This window comes from Chelativorans petroleitrophicus (genome assembly GCF_025398195.1).
GTDB lineage: Bacteria > Pseudomonadota > Alphaproteobacteria > Rhizobiales > Rhizobiaceae > Chelativorans > Chelativorans petroleitrophicus.
Genome location: NZ_JAODNV010000009.1, coordinates 179,266 through 195,428 on the forward strand (window position 1 = coordinate 179,266; position 16,163 = coordinate 195,428).

Below are 16,163 nucleotides of genomic sequence, written 5' to 3' on the forward strand. Positions count from 1 at the left end.
AAGCGATCCCAGCGAGCGATGATGCGGCGCCGATCAAACTGTGGAGGACGCTCCGGATAAACTCGGGGATCTCCAGTCGGATTATTCCCTTTAGGAGCAAAGCTCAGGCTTGGCGTGGATAGACGGATAGAACACGCTCTATGAAATCCTTGAATTCCGCCATGTAGCTGCGCAGGAAGTCCTCGGTGGATGCGACACTGACTTCTCCATCGTCTGAGACCAGACCCGGCGTGAACTGGATGTAGGCTTCCACGGCATTCATCATGGGCGAGTTGCAGAAACTCAGAATGCTCTTGAGATGCTGCTGCCCTACAGCCGTTCCGATCGAGCCAGGCGAAGTCCCTATGATGGCCGAAGGCTTTCTGGTAAAGGAGTTCTGGCCGTAGGGTCGGCTTGCCCAGTCAATGGCATTCTTCAAGCCGCCAGGGATCGAGCGATTGTATTCCGGCGTGACGAACAGAACCGCATCCACCGCGGCGATTGCGTCTTTCAGTTTCCTCGCCACCTCCGGATAGTCCGAATCATAATCGTAGCTGTAGAGGGGGAGTTCGCCGAAGGGGATCTCTCGCATCGCGAGTTCCGAGGGAGCCAATCTGACAAGCGCCTTGGCAAGCTTTCGATTGAGCGATCCTTTTGCAAGGCTGCCTACAAGGTAACCCACCGTGAAATCCGACATTTGGTCCTCCCTCAGGCGAATTGATCACCAGCCAGCCCGCAGTCTCAGGCCATCAGGAATGTTGGCAGCAACCCCGAAGGCGCTGCAGCACCCACAATCGAGGGGAACCATTTTCACCTCGCTCATGTTCCAAGACGCCCTTGGCCGCCTTCTATTCCAGCAGCCCCAAAAACGCAGCAAGTTCCCGGGCCGCCGCTCCTCCTGCCCGATTTGCGCCGATCGTCGATGCCGACGGGCCATACCCGACAAGGTGGATGCGCGGGTCCTTGGCAACCTGTGTCGCCAAACGTCCTGTCATAATAATTCCGCCGTTGTCTCCCCGAAGCTGTAGCGGCGCCAGATGGTCGAGCGAACTTCGAAAGCCTGTACACCAGAGGATCACGTCGGCCTCTATCTCCCTCCCGTCGGCCCAGCGCACGCCGGTCTCGGTAATCTCGGAAAACATAGGATGCCGTACGAGCACGCCGCGCTTGCGCATCTCCTCGATTCTGGGCGTCACAGGAATGCCCGTGACAGAGACGACGGACGTCGGGGGCAACCCTTGCCTCACCCTCTCCTCGACAATCGCCACAGCCGCCCGGCCCGCTTCTTGCGTGAAAGGTCCTTGCCGGAATTCCGGCTCACGGCGTGTCACCCAGGTGGTACGGGCGACCCGGGATATCTCGTCAAGCAGCTGGATGGCGGAGATGCCGGCGCCCACAATAATCACATGCTTCCCGGCAAACTCCTCAGGAGTACGGTAGTCCTTGGTGTGGATCTGCCGACCTTTGAAACGTTCTCTACCCGGATAATCGGGGATATGGGGCGTCTCCCATGTTCCGGTTGCGTTTATGATGCCACGCGCGGAAAAGAGGCCCGCATCGGTCTCCACACGGAGTCTTTCGCCCCTGTCGCAGACAACTCTTACCTCGACAGGTCGATGGATGCGCAGACCGAAGGTTTTTTCGTAGGTTTCATAATAGCGCGGCACAACAGTGGATGCCTGCACCTCGCCGCTGGCATCGACATCGATCACATCGGCAAGCTTGAGGCCAGGCAGGTCATGGATATGATTGGCAGCCGCCAGTGTCAGAGAAGGCCAGCGGAATTGCCATGCGCCACCCGGGCGCGGCGACCGGTCGAAGGTGACGAAGTTTTTGTCCGGTTCGAGACCCAGGCGGCGCAGATGATAGGCTGATGACAACCCTGCTTGTCCGGCGCCGATGACAACAATGTCGACCTTGATAGCGACTGCTGCGCCTCGTGGAGACGCCGCTGATTGGTAATCGGTGTTCTTCATTCGTGGGGTGTATCATTTTTTCATCGGCACCGCTTGCACAGACCAGAGGAGCCATCATCCCATCATGGGAACGGCGTTTTTAGGCTCCTCCTGCGGAATCAAGATGACGCCCCGCCGGCCGCAACCGTGCTTCGCTTATTCCGCCACGCCGAGATAGGCATTGATGACGGCGGGGTCGTTCAGCACCTCGCCGGGCGTACCTAAAGCGATCGTACGTCCGTAATCGAGCACCTGAAGCCGGTCGGCAAGGTCGGCGACCATCTGCATGTCATGCTCGATCCAGATCATCGCCAGGCCGAGTTCGTGCTTGATGCGCAGGAGGAAGCGCGCCAGATCCTCTCGCTCGTCGCGGTTAAGCCCGGCGGAGGGCTCATCAAGCAGCAGGAATTTGGGCTCCATCGCGAGCGCCCGGGCAAACCCCGCAAGCTTCTGAATGCCGAAGGGGAGCCCGCCCACTGGGGCGTGGCGGTAGCGCTCCAGCTCGACGAATTCGATGATCCGTTCCACCGCTTCCCTATGCTCGAGCTCCTGCCGCCGTACTGACGGCAGGAAAAGAGCTTCCGCGAGCGGCCCGGTGGTAAAGCGCGCATGCCGGCCGGTCAGAAGATTGTCGACCACGCTCATGTCCCGGAAGAGTTCGCCATGCTGGAAGGTTCTTGCCAGCCCGGCTCGAGCGATCGCATGCGGGGGAAGTCCGGTGATGTCGCGGCCGCGGAAGCGGACCCTCCCCTGGCTGGGGCGGTAGATGCCGCTGATGCAGTTGAACACGCTTGTCTTGCCAGCGCCGTTTGGGCCAATCAGGGCGAACAGCTCACCCGGCTCCACACTCAGCGAGACGTTCTCCAAAACCGTCAGCCCGCCAAAGCGCAGGACAAGACCGGAAACTTCCAGCTCAGCCATACCACCTCCGGCTGCGCCTGTACTGCTTGACATCGCGATAGCTTCGCCGGCTGCCCCCCGCATGGCCCAGATAGAACTCCTGTATGTCCGCATGGCCAAGCAGGCGCTGGGCATCGCCGTCCAGCACCACGCGGCCGTTCTCCAGCACGTAACCGTAGTCGGCGATCCTGAGCGCCACGCTCGCGCTCTGCTCCACCAAAAGAATGCTGATGCCGAGCTCGTCGCGAATCTGCACCAGACTTTCCGTCAGCTTGCCGACAGCTACGGGCGCCAGACCAAGCGAAAGCTCATCGATCAGAAGCAGGTCCGGCGCGCACATGAGACCCGAGGCGATCGCCAGCATCTGCCGCTCCCCGCCCGAAAGCAGGCCCGCCTCGCGGCGCTTCAGCTCCGCAAGCCGCGGGAAGAAGTGATAGACGACCTCCTCCATGGAGCGTCCATCGGCCGTACCGCGGCGCCGCGGTACGACAGCGAGATTCTCCGCCACGGACAGGTTTGGGAATACCTTGTCGCGTTCCGGAACGATCGCCAGCCCGCGCCACGTGATCTCGTGCGGCGGCCGGTTTTCCAGATGCGCGCCGCGGAAGAGAATGGTTCCCTCGGTCACGCGCGCGTCGTCGAGCCCGAGAAAACCGGATATGGCGCGCAGCGTCGTGGTCTTGCCCGCCCCGTTGGTGCCGAGGATGGCGACGATCTGGCCCTCGCTCACCTTCAGGCTCACGCCCTGTATGGCCGTGATCGCCCGCTGATAGACGACCTCCAGCTTGTCGACGGCAAGCAGCGGCACGGTCATGGCCGCTCTCCAAGCGCTGTCTGACGGAAGGGCCAGAGGAGGAAGTAATTGCGCACGCGGCGCCAGATGCCGACCAGCCCCTGCGGTTCGAAAACGAGAAAGAGGATCATGACGATGCCGAAAGCGGCATAGTTGACGGCAAAGACGGAACCCGCGAGGCGGTCCGCTCCCGGGAGGGCGGCCATGGCACCTTCGATCACATAGGGAAAGAGCGTGACAAACAGAGCGCCGAGCAGCGCCCCGAGCAAGCTGCCCATCCCGCCGATGATGATCATGGCAACGTACTGGATCGTGAGATAGAGGGAGAAAGCCTCGATCGATACGAAGCCGCGGTAATAGGCGAAGAGCGCCCCCGCCATCGCCGTTATGGCCGACGTGATGACGAAGGCGAGCAGCTTGTAGCGGGCGATGCCGATGCCGAGTGCTTCGGCCACGGTCTCGTTGGAATGGATCGCGCGCCAGGCACGGCCGGAACGCGAGCGCATGAGGTTGATGCAGATGAGGAGCGTCAGCGCGGCAGCGGCCAGCAGCACGAAATACCAGACGCGGGGTGCATAGATTTCATAGCCGAAAACCACCGGCGGATCGACGAGGATGCCGGTCGAGAAGCCGCGCCGCGTTTCGTATTCGCCGCCAAGATAAACGACGAGGAAGTGCAGCGCCAGGGTGGAAACGGCGAGATAGAGTCCGCGCAGGCGGAGCGACGGCAGACCGAACACGACGCCGAGCAGGGCGCCCGCTAGGGCAGCGCTCGGCAGCGTGACCCAGAAGGGTGCGCCGAACTCCTTGTAGAGAATGCCTGTGGTGAAGGCGCCCGCGGCAAGAAGGCCGGCATGACCGAGGCTTATCTGGCCGGCGATGCCGGTAAGCAGCATTAGGGCGAGCGCACCGATCGCGGCCAGGAACACTTGCGTGGCCAGATCGACATAGAAGGGCGAGACGGCGAAAGGAAAGACAAGCAGAACGAGCGCGAAGGCGGCCGCCGAGGTTTTGGCAAGTCGCGTTTCGATCAGGCGGAACTCATCGGCATAGGAGCGGCGGAAATGACCGCTCGCAGAGGGGAGAGGCTTAGACACGGTCGAGCTCCTCGCGCGTCCCGAAAAGACCCCAGGGCCGGATCACGAGCATCGCGATCAGGACGATGAAGGGCACCACGTCCGCCAGAAGCGGATCGATGAAGCGTATCACGCCGACTTCCGCCGCCGCGATGATGAGCGCGCCCAGAAGCGCGCCGGCCAGGCTATCGAGCCCACCCACCAGCGCTGCGGGGAATGCCTTCAGGCCGATCATCACCATGGTGCTGTCGAGCCCCGAATCGAGCGCGATCAAGATGCCCGCGAGCGCACCGGTGAAGGTGGAAAGCCCCCAGGCCAGCGCGAAGACGGCGTGCAGGTTGATGCCGCGCTGTGCGGCCAAAAGCGGGTCCTGCCCGGCCGCGCGCATGCGCATGCCCCAGCGGCCGAAGCGCAGAAACAGAAACAGCCCGCCATAGACCACCACTGTCGCCATGATCAGGAGAGCGGCGTAGAGGGAGATGCGCGCGTCACCCGGGAGGGTGATGACGGGATTGCCCCATCCAAGCATCGCCCGCGGATGATACTGCTGGGCCGACCAGATCAGGATGACCGCACCGCGGATCAGTATGCCGAGCGCCACGGTTGTCAGAACCGCCGCCAGCACCATCTCGCCCGTCATACGCCGCATGAGGAACAGATAGACCATACCGCCCACGGCGAGGCTCATGAGGGCCGCAATGACGACCGCCATAACCGGGCTCATGGAGAACGCCGAGGCCGTCGCCACCAGCATGTAGGCGCCGAGCATCATCAGCTCGCCGTGGGCGAGGTTGAGCACCCGGCTTACCCGATAGATCAGCACATAGCCGCAGGCGATCAGCGCATAGATCGCCGCCAGCACGAGAATGTTGACCGCAAGCTGCAAGGGTGCCCGTCCAATCGCTTGGTTTCAGCCTTAGTGGAACCGGAACTATTCGACGTCGAAGGTCGTCCAGCCGGACACCGTCTCGATGCCTTCACTCTCCGGATTCCAACGATAGACCTTGTAGTGCTGCTGCGTGCGGAAGTGGTTCTCCTCGGTCCATTCGAGCGAGCCCCCGCGCAGACCCTTGGTATCGACGCTCAAGCCCGACATAGCTTCGCGAACCGAGTCGGCGGAGCCGGGATCCTCAGCCGAGGCAAGCGCCGCCTCGATCACCATGCCCGCGATCCAGCCTTCGGTCATCTGATTCGCCGGATACTCGGCGCCTGCGGCCTGAGCGGCATCGGTGATCTCCTGCATCACCGGAAGATCCTCGGCAAAGAGCGCGTTTGCGCCCAGCACGTAGAAGCCAGGATCCTTCACCCGCTCCAGCTCGCTCTCGGCCTCCAGATGCGCCCAGGCCAAGTAGTTGCCCTCCCAACCGAGACGGCGCAGCGCCTCGAATGTCTTAATCTGCGAGCCCCAGGGTGCCCAGGACCAGACCCATTCGGCGCCTGCGCTGCTGATGTTGCTGGCGAAGGGCGAATAGTCCGGGGCAGGCGGCGGCGTGATCTCCTTGGCCACCGACGTCATGCCCATCCCTTTGGCCAGGTTCTCGGCATAATCGATCTCACCGCGCGAGACCGGGATCGCCATAGCCTGGAAGCCGATCTTCACCTCCGTGCCGGCCGTCTCCTTGATAAAGTTCAGAGCCGCACGGCTATCATATTCGGTGCCGAAAGCTGTGGTGCAGAAGAGATTCGGATCGGCCGGCGGGAAAACCTCCGGCGGACACGCCGCAGCCGTGAAAAGAAGCGGCACGCCCGCCCTCTTCGCCTCGGCAATGGTCGGCGCATAGGTGGAGGAGAGGCTCGCATTCAGGAGCATGACCACGCCGTCCTGCGTCAGGAAACGCTTGGCATTGGCGGCCGCCCGCGAAGGCTCCGACGCGTCGTCCTGGAGCAGAAGCTCGATCTGTCTGCCGTTGACGCCGCCCGCTTTGTTGAGCCGGTCAATATAGAGCCGCAATCCCTCGACCGCAGGCGCGTAGGTGCCGGCCACCGGCCCGGTCAGCGCACCTGTAAGGCCGATCTTCAAAGCGTCCTGCGCAAGGGCAGGGGGAGCGGCAAGTACCGTTGCCAGTCCCACGAGGATGCTCCAGTTCATCGTCTTCATTGCTGTTCCTCCCTGTCGCCGCGGTTCCACATCCGCGCATTCACATCAAGCAAATCAGCCGGCGCCCACGGCGGCGGCAACCAGCCGTTCCTCCCGGTCGTCGTACATCTCGTCCACGAGCGCCTTGAATCTCTCGTACATGAGGGCGCGCTTCACCTTGCGCGTCGGCGTGACGGGCTCGCCGTCCTCCTCCGGGTCCAGCATTTTCGGCAGGATCCGGAAGTCCTTGATCTGCTCCACCCGCGCAAGCTTCTCGTTGCCGCGAGCGATCTCCGCCCGGATGAGCTCGCGCGTGCGCGGATTTTCCGCAAGGTTGGTGAAGCCGGAGTAGGGGATGTCGTTGGCGCGCGCCCAGTCGGCCACCATGTCGAAATCGATCTCGACCAGCGCGGTCAGATATTTGCGGCCGTGGCCAAAAACCACGACCTCACTCAGATATGGGCTCGCCCGCATCACGTTCTCGATGTAGGCCGGCGATATGGTTTTGCCTCCCGAGGTGACGATGAAGTCGCGCGCCCGGTCAATCAGGCGCAGATTGCCGTCTTCCCACGTGCCGATGTCACCGGTGCGCAGCCATCCATCCTCGGTGAAGGCGGCTCTGGTCGCCTCCTCATTGTTCCAGTAGCCCTCGAAAAGATCGGGGCTGCGCACGTGAATTTCGCCGTCCTCGGCAAGCCGCACCTCCCATCCCACAGGAACGGTGCCCACCGTACCCGGCCTCGCATAGGGTCCCTGCTGTCCGGCTACGATGCCGCCTGCCGTCTCCGTCTGTCCGTACATTTCGAGCACGTTGATGCCGTAGATCTGCCACAGCGCGGCGGTCTCGCTCGGCAGCGGCGCCCCGCCGGAAATGACAAGCTCCAGCTTGTCGAAACCGAGCTTGTTGAGAATGGGGCGGAAGACCGCAGCCCAGGCAGCCGCGAAGGCCGCATTGTCGATTGCCGAGCGCTTGCCCTCCCAGCGCGCCTGTGCCGCGCGGCGAGCCACCTTCATGGCGAATTCGTAGGCTCCCCGCTTCACGCCCGTGGAGTTGGAGATGCCGATCAGGATCTGCGAGGCGAATTTCTGCAGATAACGCGGCACGGTGAACAGCACCGTCGGCGCCACCTCGAAGAAGGTTGTCGAGAGATCCTCGATATCCTCGCCATAATGGGGAACGAGCCGGGAGAAGAGCGGCATCGTTATCGCAATGTCCCGGCCGAGCACATGGCACAGCGGCAGGAAGACGACCGTGCGCTGCTCCTTGGTCAGCATCGGATAATGGGTGATGATGTTGTAGGTCGCGGCAAGATGCTTGCCATGGGCGATGACTGCCCCTTTGGGCGCGCCTGTCGTGCCCGAAGTGTAGACGATGAAGGCGGGTGCGGCGGGATCGAGCTTCGCGACCTGCTTCTCAAGCCAGCCGAGGTCTGCCGTTTCCGTTTCGACAATCCGCGCATAGGTCAGGAGGCGCGGGTCGTCATAGGCAAACAGCGCCGTGTCGTCGATGACCACAATGTAGCGGAGCGCCATCAGCCGCTCGGCTACACTGAGGATCTTGTCGACATATTCCTGATCTTCGGCGACGAAAAGCACTGCGCCGCCGTCGCGCATCTGGTATTCGAGCTCCTCCGCCGAAGCTGTCGGATAGATACCGTAGGTCACACAGCCGATCGCCTGGGCAGCGAGATCGGCGATCACCCACTCCTCGCAAGGATCGCCCATGATGGCGACCCTGTCTCCCGGCGCGAGCCCCAATTTCTGGAAGGCAGCGGCACAACGTGCTACGGCTTCGGCATAAGCCTTCCAGCTTCTTTCTCGATAAAGGCCGCGATGTTTTGAGCGGAAAGCGATCCCGTCCGGCTCCGCTCTGGCCCGCTCGCAAAGCAGTGCCGGCGCCGTGGTGCGGCGCAGCCTCTCGTACTCGGCCAAATGCGCGTGCGTCATAGCCTGCATCCGCGGGTGCTGCTTCAACGAACCCGAGGCCGCACTATAGCGGATGGAAATTGAAAATTCTATAGCTCTATAAAAATTCTGGTGCGAAGGCCTATGCGTCGCTTGCGGCGCCCCTGAGGACGAGGTCGGCGAGGGTATCGGCGATCCGATCCAGCGTGACGTTCTCCCGATGATGCCAGATCGCCACCGAGTTCATCATCCCGAGAAGGGCGAGCGTCGTGAGTCGCGGATTGAGATCGGCGCGGAATTCACCGTTCCGCATGCCCTCGCGGATCACCCGTTCGAAGATGGCTTCAAGCCGCCGCGATAGGCGGCCGACACGGCGGCGGCTCTCACGCGGCAGCCATTTGCGCTCGTTCAGGAAGGTCAGCATGTAGTCGGCGCGATCGCCAAGCGGCTTTATGTGGGCGGCAAGCAGGGCGCGCAGCCTTTCTTCCGCTGAGCTGCCGTTCTTGAGGATCGCCTCGGCGGTTTCCACGAAGCCCGCCGTGCCCCGGGCGCAAACCTCCTCCAGCGCCGCCTCCTTGGATTCGAAATAGTAATAGAGGCTCGCCTGGCGCATGCCGAGCAGATCGGCAATGTCCTGGGTCGATGCGCCATGATAGCCGCGCTCGGCAAAGACGCGCGCCGCCGCATCGACAATTTCCTCCCGCCGCTTCCGAAGTGGTCGTGCGGCGGCTCTATCGTCCGATTGGACCTGTCGTGTCATCGTACATCCATCGCCTCATGCCGAATCCCGCTCAGCGGCCGTCTGGCATCAGCGTTGTTGTACGCAGCGAGGGCGGCGATGGAAAGCACGCACCTGGATTTGCAGGGCCCGCGATGGGGGCCGAGGATAGGTCGAACCCTTCTTCGTACTCCGGCGCGTGGTCCCGCAGCATCATGCCCATTGTCAACTCTTCTATAGACCTATAGAATATGTGACCGGATTTAGCGTGTGACCCGAAAGGCAGTCCGATGGCCAGCACCCCCCAAGAGCCTCAATCTCTGAGTGACCTGATTGGGCAGGTCCCCAGCATCGTGGACCATCTTTTCAGGAACCCGCCCAAGAACGCACTGACGATCTTTACCCAGATGATGCCGGGCGATGCGGTGCGGCCCGAATTCACGACGTGGCGGGACGAGCAGCGGGCCTGGCGGGAAACCATCGCGCTGCATGACCAGAGCTTCCATATGGACAGCCTGCATCTCCGGGGCCCCGGGGCGCTAGACCTCTGCCAATATCTCGCTGTCAATTCCTTCAGGAACTTCGAAGTCGGTGCTGCGAAGCAGCTCCTTGCCTGCTCGCCGGAAGGCTACGTGATCGGCGATGCCATCCTCTACCGCCTGGAGGAGGAGCATTTCATCGTCGTCGGAAATCCCGCTACCACGGACTGGGTGCGCTTCAACGCCGAGACGCTCGGCTATGACGTCGCAGCGGAGCTCGATCCGATGTGGGCGCTCAACAAAGCAAAGAGGCGCAATTTCTACCGATATCAGGTGGAAGGACCGAATGCCTGGCAGCTTCTGGAGAAACTCCACGGCGGGCCGCTGCCGGAGATCAAATTCTTCAGATCCGACATCATCAACATTGCCGGCTGCAGGGTGCGGGGCATGCGTCACACAATGGGCGGCGTGCCCGGGCTTGAGCTTTCCGGCCCATGGGAGGATCGCAAGACCGTCAAGAACGCTCTCGTGTCGGCCGGCCAGGAGTTCGGTCTGCGGCAGATCGGCTCCATCGCTTATTTCACCACCGTGATCGAATCGGGCTGGTGGGCTGTGCCTGTGTCCGCCGTTTATACGAGTCCTGAACTGAAGGCCTACCGCGACTGGCTTACCGCGCGGAACGCGGCGATGCGCATGTCGCTCGGCGGCAGTTTCTATTCGCCCAACATCGAGGACTATTACCTCACCCCCTACGACCTCAATTACGGCCATCTCGTGAAATTCGATCACGACTATATCGGCCGCGCGGCGCTGGAGCGCATGAAAGAAAAGCCGCACCGGAAGAAGGTGACGCTTGTCTGGAACGCGGAGGACGTGCTGAAGGTCATGGAGAGCCAGTTCGAGGCAGGAAGCGGCAATCCGCTGCCGATCACCATGCCGCTGGCCGCCTGCGCGCGGATGCACTACGATCGGGTGACGGACAAGACCGGCAGGACGATCGGGCTTGCTACCTATCCGACCTACACGGTCAATGAACGCGCGGTCATGTCGCTATGCAGCATCGACCAGGACTTCGCCGAGTACGGCACAGAGGTCATACTGCATTGGGGTGAGGACGGCGGCGGATCACGCAGCGCAGGCAATATCGAACCGCACGAGCAGGTGAAAATTCGCGCCATCGTGGCACCCTGTCCGATCAGCCAGGCGGCACAGTCCTACCGCAGCGAAATCGGCGTGAGGCGCGGCTCCCGGGAGGAGATCTAGGGCGAAGCATCATCGGTGCTTCAGTTCGAACGACCCGTGCGGGAACGCCAGAAGCAGTCGGAAACCAAGTCGTACTAGACAGCAGCGAGCAGGTATATGCTTTCCAACACGGTCGTAAGGCGGATCGAATGGGGCGATTGCGACCCGGCGGGAATCGTCTTCAATCCGAATTACTTATCCTTCTTCGATCACTGCACCACGATGCTCTACGAGGCTGCCGGCTGGCCAAAGCAGATCATGGTGCAGAAGTTCGGGATCGTCGGCTGTCCCTTGGTGGAAACGCGGGCGAATTTCCTCGCCCCTTGCAGCTTCGGCGACGAGGTTTCGATCACCAGCACGGTTGCAGACGTCCGCAACTCAAGCTTCGACATCAGGCATGAGCTTTCGAAGGGCGGGAAACTCTGCGTGGAAGGCTTTGAAACGCGGGTTTGGGCCGGCAGGGATCCCGAAACGGGGCGACTCAGATCCACCCCGCTTCCGCCCGAGGTCGTGGCGCGCTTTCGGGGCGAATGAACCGAACCCACCGCGGGATAAGGCCAATGCGGGTGAGCGAGCGTGCAGCTAGTTACCCCAATAAGCCCCCTGTCCGGAGGCGGAAGAGGCATACTCCGAGCCGGAATGGGCGCTCTGCAGCCCATTCCGGTATCTGCCTGAAAGGACCAGCAAACGGACCGGGTACGCAAACCGCCGAGGAGCTGAACAGGGGCAGGGGAACCTTTAACCCCTATTCATCCCAGCTTGCACGACGGTCTGGTTGGTGATCTTGCCGTCCTTCAGGTCGAGGACTGCGAGGCAGTAGACGCGGGCGCCGTCCGGATAGGTGCATGCCTGGCTAAAGGCCAGGCGGTCGCCTTCAGCGATGCTGGTCTCGCAATTTCAGCCGGCGCGACCCCTCCGCGATAACATCCCGGAAGCCCGCATCAGGCCAACGGGAAGTGCCTCTCAGCCGGCCTGAGGAGCAGTTTTCGCGTGCGGCCAGGCGGAGTGATCAAGATCGAGGTCGGGGAATGCCGCAGGCTGAAACACGGGCCTTGCGATGCCTGATTTCAGCTGCGAGCGGAAATCGTCGAGAATGCGAAGGCAGGTCGGAAACAGCATCATGATCGCTACCAGGTTGACCAATGCCAGCAGGCCCATCAGCGGATCAGAGAAAAAGAAGACGGCCGTTGCCCCGGGCGCCGTCGCGCCGAGGAAGACGACGGCCACGATCGCGAACCGCAGCACATGCAGCGCCGCCCCGTGCGAGGTCATGACCTTTAGCGCCGTCTCACCGAGATAGTAGTTGTAGATGATAGAACTGAAGGCGAAGAGCAGGATCGCGAAGGTCAGGAAATACTGCGACCAGGTTCCGACCTGGCTCACCAGCGACTGCTGGGTCAGCACCACGCCGTCAATTCCTTCCGCACCCGGCTGGTAAACGGGGCTGAGAAGGATGATGAACGCCGTGCAGGAGCAGATGACGATCGTGTCTATAAACACCGAGAAGGACTGCGTGATGCCCTGGCTGATCGGATGGCGCACGTCTGCCGTGGCAGCAACGTTCGGCGCGGAGCCAAGCCCTGCTTCGTTGGAAAACAGGCCACGCCTGAGCCCCTGCGCGAGGGCGGCACCCACGCCGCCGCTCACCGCTTCTTCCAGCCCGAAAGCGTTGGCGATGATGGACCAGATCACGCCGGGCAGTGCAGTGATGTTCATGAGGATGACGAGCAGCGCCAGGCCAATATAGATGAAGGCCATGACCGGGACGATCACGTCAGCCGCTTTGGCGATGCGGCGGATGCCGCCGTAAACGATGAAGCCGGTGATGATCGCAAGCGCAATGCCGCTCCACAAACGGTCGATACCGAGGCTGTCATTGGCAGCGCCGGCAAATGTGTTGCCCTGGAAGGCATTGAAGCCGAGGGCGAAGGCCAGCATCAGGCAGATGGCGTAAACGATGGCCAGCCATCTGTATTTCGCGCCGAGCCCGTGGATGATGTAGAGCGCGGGCCCACCGTGATAGGTGCCATCGCCATTCGAGCGCTTGTAGAGTTGCGCGAGCGAGGACTCCACCAGGCTGGTGGCCATGCCCACAAGGGCGATCGCCCACATCCAGAATACGGCGCCGGGCCCGCCAAGCGTTATCGCGACGGCCACGCCCGCGATATTGCCGCCGCCGACGCGCCCGCCGACGGAGACCAGCAGCGCCTCGCGCGCACTGATCGCATTGGGATCTCCGGACTGATTCCTGGAGGAGAGAACCCGGAACATCCGGGTGAAATATTCGATCTGGACGAAACCGCTCATCACGGTGATGAACAGGCCGAATACCACGAGAATGGGGATCAGCGCCCATCCCCAGGTGAGATCTTCAATGAGACCGAAAAAATCAGTGACGAGGCTCATAGGCGTGACACCCTCTCTGGCGCAATTGCCCTGATAACCCAGGGCGATAAACACCCCCTCGCCAGCCCTGTAACGAGCGATTATTCGCTTGAGGCCGAAAATACAACCGAGGCTGACCCTGCTTTAGAAGGTCGGATATGGAGGAGCCGCCGCTTTTCCGCGGCTGTCCCAGCCTCGCCCGCTGCGATGGCCTGTTTTACAGGGCCCATGCTTCGTGCATAATGAGAAAAGGAGAGCTCTGGGTGGCAGGCGCGGAGGAGAGGCTATGAGCTGGGCAGAAAAGCCGCGCATAGCTCTTCGCAGGGTCAACGGGACCGTCTCGGCCGGCCGGGCACAAATCCCGGTCTCTGTTCCTCCTCGCCGGGTGCTTCTTCTTTCCCTAGCCGCGATCTGTATTGTAATCGCCACGCTGGTCACGTTCACCGAATGGACGGATCGCCAGCGCCGGTTGGCTGGAGCCTTCAACCAGGCATCGGCGCTCGCCCGCGTGCTGGAAGAGCAGATGGCGAACCTCTTTCACGGGGCGGATCAGGCGCTGCTCGGCATCGCCGAGGGGTTGCGGGGGAGACCCGCGATCGGCGTTCATGATCCCGACTTCGAGGATTCCCTTCGCCGCCGCGTGGAAAATCTGCCTGCAGTCCGCGCGCTGTTTGTGATCGGTGCCGACGGGTTTATCACCCAGGACAGCGACCGGGGTACGCCGCGGCGGAATCTGGCCGACCGGCGCTACTTCATGGTTCACAGGGACGGATTGGCACAGGGGCTGTTCATCGATGATCCGCTTGTCAGCCGCTCGACCGGCGAGTGGTTCGTCGCTCTTTCCCGCCGGCTGGAGGGGCCGGACGGCAAATTCGCCGGCGTGGTCGCGGCGGCCGTCGACATTTCCTACTTCGAAAACTTCTATGCCGAGCTGGGCCTCGGAACGAATGATGTCATCACGCTGGCGACAAAAGAGACCATCCTCGTCGCGCGCCAGCCCGCATCGGAAGACCGGATCGGCGAGCGGCTTGTCCAGGGCGAGGGCAGGAGCATCCTTGAAAGGATGCTGGAAGCCGGTCCCGTCGGGGTCTTTGAAGCGGAAAGCGCGATCGACGGTGTACGCAGACTGTTCGCCTATCGCGTTCTGCCGGAGCACCCACTTGTGGTTCTGGTGGGCTTATCCCGCGATGGCGTGCTTGCGCCGTGGCGGCAGAGTGCGCTTGTCGCGGGCCTGGCAACGGCGAGCGCCATTGGGATTTCCGCTTTCTTGTGGTGCCTGGCCGTGCACTACGCTCGCCGCGATGCAGAAGCGCAGGCCGCCTTGGCGCAGACGGCGAAGCTCGAAGCGATCGGGCGCACGACAAGCGGCGTGGCGCATGATTTCAACAATCTCCTGACCGCCATGGGCGGCGCACTGCGGCTTTTAGGCAAGCGTCTGCAGGACGATGAGCACGCCGCCAAGATCGTCGAACAGGGGCTGATCTCTCTCGAACAGGGCCGGAATCTGATCGCGCAGCTCCTCAATATCACGCGGCAGGACGTGAAGATGGTGGAGGTGGACATCAACACCGCCTTGAGCTCCATGGTGACGCTCTTGAACAGCGTGGCGACGCCCAAGGCTAGGGTCGAGATCGATCTGGCACCCGACCTGCATCATTGCCGGGTGGATCCTTCACGCCTCGGCGCGGCCATTCTGAACCTTGTCATGAACGCTTCAGACGCGATGCCCAGGGATCGCGGCACAACAGGCTTGATCGTGATCTCATCCTCGAACGATCCGGGCGGCTCCCCAGACGCAAGCTTCGTCCGAGTGACGGTTCGCGACAACGGCATGGGCATGAGCCCGGAGGTGCGGCGACGCGCGCTGGAGCCATTCTTCACGACGAAAGGCAAGCGGGGGACAGGGCTTGGGTTGTCGCAGGTTCATACCTTTGTGAAGGATATGGGCGGCAGCATGGAGATCGAGAGCGAGGAGGGGAGAGGAACGGCCGTGCACATGCGTTTTCCGAGGGCAGAGCGCAGCGAGGAGACTTCCGCGCTTCCGCAGGAAAACCAATAGTCCGCTCTCCGCGTAATCATCATCTGGCAGAAGGGGGAATGCTATGTACTTTCCGCCAAGAGCAATGAAGATGATCCGGCAGGCAGGTGCGCTCGCCACCGCTCTGGCCCTGCAGGCTGGCACCGCGTGGACCGAGGAAGGCTGCGCGGACATCACAGGCATCGACGCCTGTGTCGTCGGGATCTGGCAAATGGAAAGCGGCGGTCCCGCCGAATGGATGCGCAAATACACGCCGGCCGGCGTGAAGATGCCGGGCATGGACGGGCCAGCAGGCGGGCGGATTCACTACCGTGCGGACGGAACCTTTACCGGCGCGCTGGCAACCGGAACGGATGGCGAGGCCGTTGGTGAGCAGGAAAGCACATCCTCAGGTCGTTGGGCGGTGAAAGACGGAAAGCTCTACCAATGCACCGAAAGCACGTCTTTCAGCCTGGCCATGCAGATCAATGGCCGCAACGTTGCGCTTTCCGTGCCCTCCGGCGGAGGCGCGCAGAGTTTCGACTATAGCTGCGATGGCGACCGGCTGGAGACCTCGCTGACGATCCAGGGCATGCCGGAGCCGATGGTCACCCGCTTCGTCCGCGCGGGGGAGTGA

Annotated in this window: 14 protein-coding genes; 4 read left to right on the forward strand and 10 right to left on the reverse strand. The window is 62.2% G+C overall.

Annotation, left to right across the window (positions count from 1 at the left end):
* Positions 1 to 103: 103 nt before the first annotated feature.
* The 9 genes from NYR54_RS09455 to NYR54_RS09495 form a co-directional block, all read right to left on the reverse strand.
* Positions 104 to 676, reverse strand: coding sequence for an NADPH-dependent FMN reductase (locus NYR54_RS09455; RefSeq protein ID WP_261515387.1), 573 nt, complete (start codon positions 674 to 676; stop codon positions 104 to 106).
* 151 nt (positions 677 to 827) lie between these two features.
* Positions 828 to 1,955 (reverse strand): NAD(P)/FAD-dependent oxidoreductase, encoded by a 1,128-nt coding sequence (locus NYR54_RS09460; protein WP_261515388.1) that lies wholly within the window; start codon positions 1,953 to 1,955, stop codon positions 828 to 830.
* Between the two features lie 135 nt (positions 1,956 to 2,090).
* On the reverse strand, positions 2,091 to 2,855 hold the full coding sequence (locus NYR54_RS09465; protein ID WP_261515389.1) for an ABC transporter ATP-binding protein: 765 nt from the start codon (positions 2,853 to 2,855) through the stop codon (positions 2,091 to 2,093).
* Positions 2,848 to 3,648: an ABC transporter ATP-binding protein gene (locus tag NYR54_RS09470; protein ID WP_261515390.1), complete on the reverse strand. Its 801-nt coding sequence runs from the start codon at positions 3,646 to 3,648 to the stop codon at positions 2,848 to 2,850. Before NYR54_RS09470 ends, NYR54_RS09465 begins: the two co-directional genes overlap by 8 nt.
* Complete coding sequence (locus NYR54_RS09475) at positions 3,645 to 4,724, reverse strand: branched-chain amino acid ABC transporter permease (RefSeq protein WP_261515391.1); 1,080 nt, start codon at positions 4,722 to 4,724, stop codon at positions 3,645 to 3,647. The genes NYR54_RS09470 and NYR54_RS09475 overlap by 4 nt, the downstream gene beginning before the upstream one ends.
* A complete protein-coding gene (locus tag NYR54_RS09480) occupies positions 4,717 to 5,589 on the reverse strand; it encodes a branched-chain amino acid ABC transporter permease (protein WP_261515392.1) in 873 nt (290 codons plus the stop codon). Before NYR54_RS09480 ends, NYR54_RS09475 begins: the two co-directional genes overlap by 8 nt.
* Before the next feature lie 45 nt (positions 5,590 to 5,634).
* Positions 5,635 to 6,801, reverse strand: a complete 1,167-nt coding sequence (locus NYR54_RS09485) for an ABC transporter substrate-binding protein (RefSeq protein WP_261515393.1) — start codon at positions 6,799 to 6,801, stop codon at positions 5,635 to 5,637.
* A 54-nt stretch (positions 6,802 to 6,855) separates the two neighbouring features.
* Positions 6,856 to 8,727, reverse strand: coding sequence for an AMP-dependent synthetase/ligase (locus NYR54_RS09490; RefSeq protein ID WP_261515394.1), 1,872 nt, complete (start codon positions 8,725 to 8,727; stop codon positions 6,856 to 6,858).
* A 100-nt stretch (positions 8,728 to 8,827) separates the two neighbouring features.
* Entirely contained in the window at positions 8,828 to 9,445 is a 618-nt protein-coding gene (locus NYR54_RS09495; protein WP_261515395.1) for a TetR/AcrR family transcriptional regulator, read from the reverse strand.
* A gap of 311 nt (positions 9,446 to 9,756) precedes the next feature.
* Between NYR54_RS09495 and NYR54_RS09500 the strand changes: the two genes are divergently transcribed.
* Entirely contained in the window at positions 9,757 to 11,145 is a 1,389-nt protein-coding gene (locus NYR54_RS09500; RefSeq protein WP_261515396.1) for an aminomethyl transferase family protein, read from the forward strand.
* Positions 11,146 to 11,241: 96 nt separating this feature from the next.
* Positions 11,242 to 11,658 carry an acyl-CoA thioesterase gene (locus NYR54_RS09505; RefSeq protein WP_261515397.1) on the forward strand — a complete coding sequence of 139 codons (417 nt, stop codon included), beginning with the start codon at positions 11,242 to 11,244 and terminating at the stop codon, positions 11,656 to 11,658.
* 429 nt (positions 11,659 to 12,087) lie between these two features.
* On the opposite strand, the gene NYR54_RS09510 is transcribed toward NYR54_RS09505, so the two are convergent.
* Positions 12,088 to 13,530, reverse strand: coding sequence for an alanine/glycine:cation symporter family protein (locus tag NYR54_RS09510; RefSeq protein WP_261515398.1), 1,443 nt, complete (start codon positions 13,528 to 13,530; stop codon positions 12,088 to 12,090).
* Between the two features lie 265 nt (positions 13,531 to 13,795).
* Here NYR54_RS09510 and NYR54_RS09515 point away from each other — a divergent pair, with 265 nt between their 5' ends.
* Both NYR54_RS09515 and NYR54_RS09520 read left to right on the forward strand, forming a co-directional pair.
* Positions 13,796 to 15,568, forward strand: coding sequence for a hybrid sensor histidine kinase/response regulator (locus NYR54_RS09515; protein WP_261515399.1), 1,773 nt, complete (start codon positions 13,796 to 13,798; stop codon positions 15,566 to 15,568).
* A 70-nt stretch (positions 15,569 to 15,638) separates the two neighbouring features.
* Positions 15,639 to 16,163: a hypothetical protein gene (locus tag NYR54_RS09520; protein WP_261515400.1), complete on the forward strand. Its 525-nt coding sequence runs from the start codon at positions 15,639 to 15,641 to the stop codon at positions 16,161 to 16,163.

Coding starts and splice junctions, on each gene's coding strand:
- NYR54_RS09490 (WP_261515394.1), bottom strand. CDS start 8,727: ATGACGCACGCGCATTTGGCCGAGTACGAGAGGCTGCGCCGCACCACG.
- NYR54_RS09505 (WP_261515397.1), top strand. CDS start 11,242: ATGCTTTCCAACACGGTCGTAAGGCGGATCGAATGGGGCGATTGCGAC.
- NYR54_RS09520 (WP_261515400.1), top strand. CDS start 15,639: ATGATCCGGCAGGCAGGTGCGCTCGCCACCGCTCTGGCCCTGCAGGCT.
- NYR54_RS09485 (WP_261515393.1), bottom strand. CDS start 6,801: ATGAAGACGATGAACTGGAGCATCCTCGTGGGACTGGCAACGGTACTT.
- NYR54_RS09510 (WP_261515398.1), bottom strand. CDS start 13,530: ATGAGCCTCGTCACTGATTTTTTCGGTCTCATTGAAGATCTCACCTGG.
- NYR54_RS09465 (WP_261515389.1), bottom strand. CDS start 2,855: ATGGCTGAGCTGGAAGTTTCCGGTCTTGTCCTGCGCTTTGGCGGGCTG.
- NYR54_RS09470 (WP_261515390.1), bottom strand. CDS start 3,648: ATGACCGTGCCGCTGCTTGCCGTCGACAAGCTGGAGGTCGTCTATCAG.
- NYR54_RS09515 (WP_261515399.1), top strand. CDS start 13,796: ATGAGCTGGGCAGAAAAGCCGCGCATAGCTCTTCGCAGGGTCAACGGG.
- NYR54_RS09455 (WP_261515387.1), bottom strand. CDS start 676: ATGTCGGATTTCACGGTGGGTTACCTTGTAGGCAGCCTTGCAAAAGGA.
- NYR54_RS09495 (WP_261515395.1), bottom strand. CDS start 9,445: ATGACACGACAGGTCCAATCGGACGATAGAGCCGCCGCACGACCACTT.
- NYR54_RS09460 (WP_261515388.1), bottom strand. CDS start 1,955: ATGAAGAACACCGATTACCAATCAGCGGCGTCTCCACGAGGCGCAGCA.